Source organism: Pseudogracilibacillus sp. ICA-222130, from assembly GCF_037892545.1.
Classification (GTDB): domain Bacteria; phylum Bacillota; class Bacilli; order Bacillales; family Amphibacillaceae; genus Pseudogracilibacillus.
This window is the reverse complement of sequence record NZ_JBBKBG010000062.1, coordinates 1-2,780: the sequence shown is the minus strand read 5'-3', so window position 1 is coordinate 2,780 and position 2,780 is coordinate 1. Positions and strand designations below refer to the sequence as shown.

Below are 2,780 nucleotides of genomic sequence, written 5' to 3'. Positions count from 1 at the left end.
ACACCCCCCGTTTCATATTGTTTAATCATCTCAAATTTATCCAAACGATGTCATATAAGAATTGCCGTCCTCCTTGATGATATAAATCTAACCGCTTCTGCCATCTTTTGCTTATGTAAATAACCAACATCTACATGCTTACACGCATTCCGGCTAATGTCATCTAAGATTTCCCAATCTATTCTCCCTATTCATTTGTTTTATGTATTAATTACTGCTTCATTCATCTCTCCTACCGATGCAAATACTACGAACTGTTTCATCGTTTTTTCTTCTAAACATAAAACTTCCATCTGTTTTCTTTCCCTTGTTCGTCTAGAAATGAGTGGGAGATTGAAACCTGAATAAATGTAATTATCATAGTCAACCGTGACTTTATGTTATTATTTAACTTTTCTACCTAAAGTATCTAATTAATAGTATAATAGAAATTTAGAATGAATTATTGCTGGGGGGCAATTTTATGGTAAACATTAAGGAATTAACAGGTAGAAATTTAAGTCAATCCAATCGTATGCTCGTAAAAAACGCCTATGATCGTGGAGTTGAATTTAAAAAATTAAAAAATGGAAAGTTTAAAATGTCACATGATGGAAAATCATATATAGTACGAGGAGGAAGGGCTACTCAAAGTCCTAACACTAAATTAGCGATGAAAATAGTAAAATACAAAAACACATCCAGTAGTCTATTGAGAAACCTAGGCTTTCCTTGTCCACAAAATGCTATATTTACAAGCAATGAAATTGATCGTGCATGGAATTGGGCAAAATCTATTTTACCAGTTGTTATAAAGCCAAATGATGGATCAATGGGTAAGTTAGTTTTTGTAAAAATTGAAGATTATGATGAATTCGTTTCATGTTTCAAAAAGGTATCCAAAAAACATTCACAAATATTGATTGAACAGTTTGTTAGCGGAGAAGAATATCGCTTTTCCTTTATAAAGGATGAAGTTGTTGCTGTTGCTAAGAGGGTTCCAGCTAATGTAGTTGGTGACGGAAAACATACAATCGAAGAACTTATAAACATTAAGAATAAGGAAAGAGACAAGAGAAAGAATCCTCTTCACAAAAAACTAGACACGAAGGAAGAAACAGTTAGAGTACTAAAAAAACATGGATTGAGTTTAACTGACATTCCTTCACTAGGGGAAATTATCTATTTGAGAAGTAACTCTAATATTTCAACAGGAGGCGATGGAATTGATATGACTGACTCTATTAATCCGGCCATAAAAGACTCTGTAACCAAAGCAATCCGTTCAATTCCTGGATTGAGAGTATGTGGTGCTGACATACTCATAAATGGTGATGAGTATAGCATTATTGAAATTAATTCCCATGCAATGTTAAGTATGCATCACTTTCCTTGGGAGGGAGAAAAAAGAGATGTCATCACGCAATTAGTAGATTATATGTTCCCAAATACTGTGAAACAATTGGATGAATAGTATGTATTGAGTTATACAATTTAAGACCTAATGGCGTTACAAGGATTAGGTTCATCATTTTTCAATATAAAGTGCCTCAATATTTAATTAATTGATATAGTGTCTAAATAAGCCAGACGTATATGCGATGTCTGGCTTCAATAATATTAGTTATCATGTATGCATAACCATCTTTGGCTCTTCACTCATATTATCCTTCCTACTACAATACTTATTATCTGGATATTGCTTAAAATTTAGCAGAACTTTAAATAAGTAATTTTAGAGTTTAAATTTATCAACTAAATATTTTGTATGAGCAGCTCTGAGATGTGCTACCTCTCCCCTTGCAAAAGTTCCTCCTGGAAATGAATTCACTTCAAATAAGTAAAATTCTCCGTTGTGTAAACCTAAATCTACAGCTATTGTACTAACGTTAAAGTCATATAATTTTTCAAATTTTGAAGGAAAACCTTTTAGAGACTTATTTAATTTTTTATGAAGTTTCAAACCTTCTTCTTCTCCAAAGTTATTTTTTAAAAATGATTTCCCACGAATAACTGCGCCACCCTTGTCAACATTAGAAACCAAAGGATTTGATAATCCGACCCTAGCATAGGTTTGAGCCTTAACCCATTTTCCCATCCCGTTTTTTTCATATTGTACCCTTATATCAAACGGAAGATTATTTTTAGTTTTAGAACTAATATATTTTTGTCCTATGTAATTATTAGATATTTTGCAAATTTTATTTTCTAGTTCTTTTTCATTTATAGTATAACTACTTGATTGATCAGTATATAAATAATCTTCTTTATTTTTTTCGACTGTAAATATTCCTCTTCCTTTCATACCATCAATAGGCTTAAATAACAGTTTATTATTATTTTCGAATAACTCTATTACATCATTTTTTGACGTTATAATCTTGCTCGGAATTATTAAGTCTTCTAATAATTTATTTTCTAAAAGGAGATTTTCCACATAGCGCTTACTTCCAAAATTATGAAATAGTAAATAACTGTTTTTATCTAAAAATGTGTAAACTTTACTTTTTTCCTTAGGCTTTTTAATTCTCATATTATTGATTATCTTAGGCAATGCTACCTCTTTTGATTTCCATCCATCAACCGTGTAATACTTACCTACTACTGTTTTATCTTCATAATTGATATCATCCTCATTAAAAAAAACCAAAGTTAAACCATAAAAACTATGTATCATAGCATTTATTTCCATTGTTTTCTTTCTATCATCTTTAAAACGAAAATAACCAATATCCAATTATATCTCCTCCATTATTTATCCGAATCACTTAAATTCACAATACTTAATGATTATTAGCTTT

Annotated in this window: 2 protein-coding genes; one reads left to right on the top strand and one right to left on the bottom strand. The window is 30.7% G+C overall.

Features of this window, described 5'->3' with window-relative positions; genetic code table 11:
- Positions 1-463 precede the first annotated feature (463 nt).
- Positions 464-1,453, top strand: a complete 990-nt coding sequence (locus tag WKT09_RS13540; protein ID WP_340416537.1) for an ATP-grasp domain-containing protein — start codon at positions 464-466, stop codon at positions 1,451-1,453.
- A gap of 261 nt (positions 1,454-1,714) precedes the next feature.
- Here WKT09_RS13540 and WKT09_RS13535 read toward each other — a convergent pair whose 3' ends face one another.
- On the bottom strand, positions 1,715-2,716 hold the full coding sequence (locus tag WKT09_RS13535; protein WP_340416536.1) for a YheC/YheD family protein: 1,002 nt from the start codon (positions 2,714-2,716) through the stop codon (positions 1,715-1,717).
- Between the last annotated feature and the right edge of the window lie 64 nt (positions 2,717-2,780).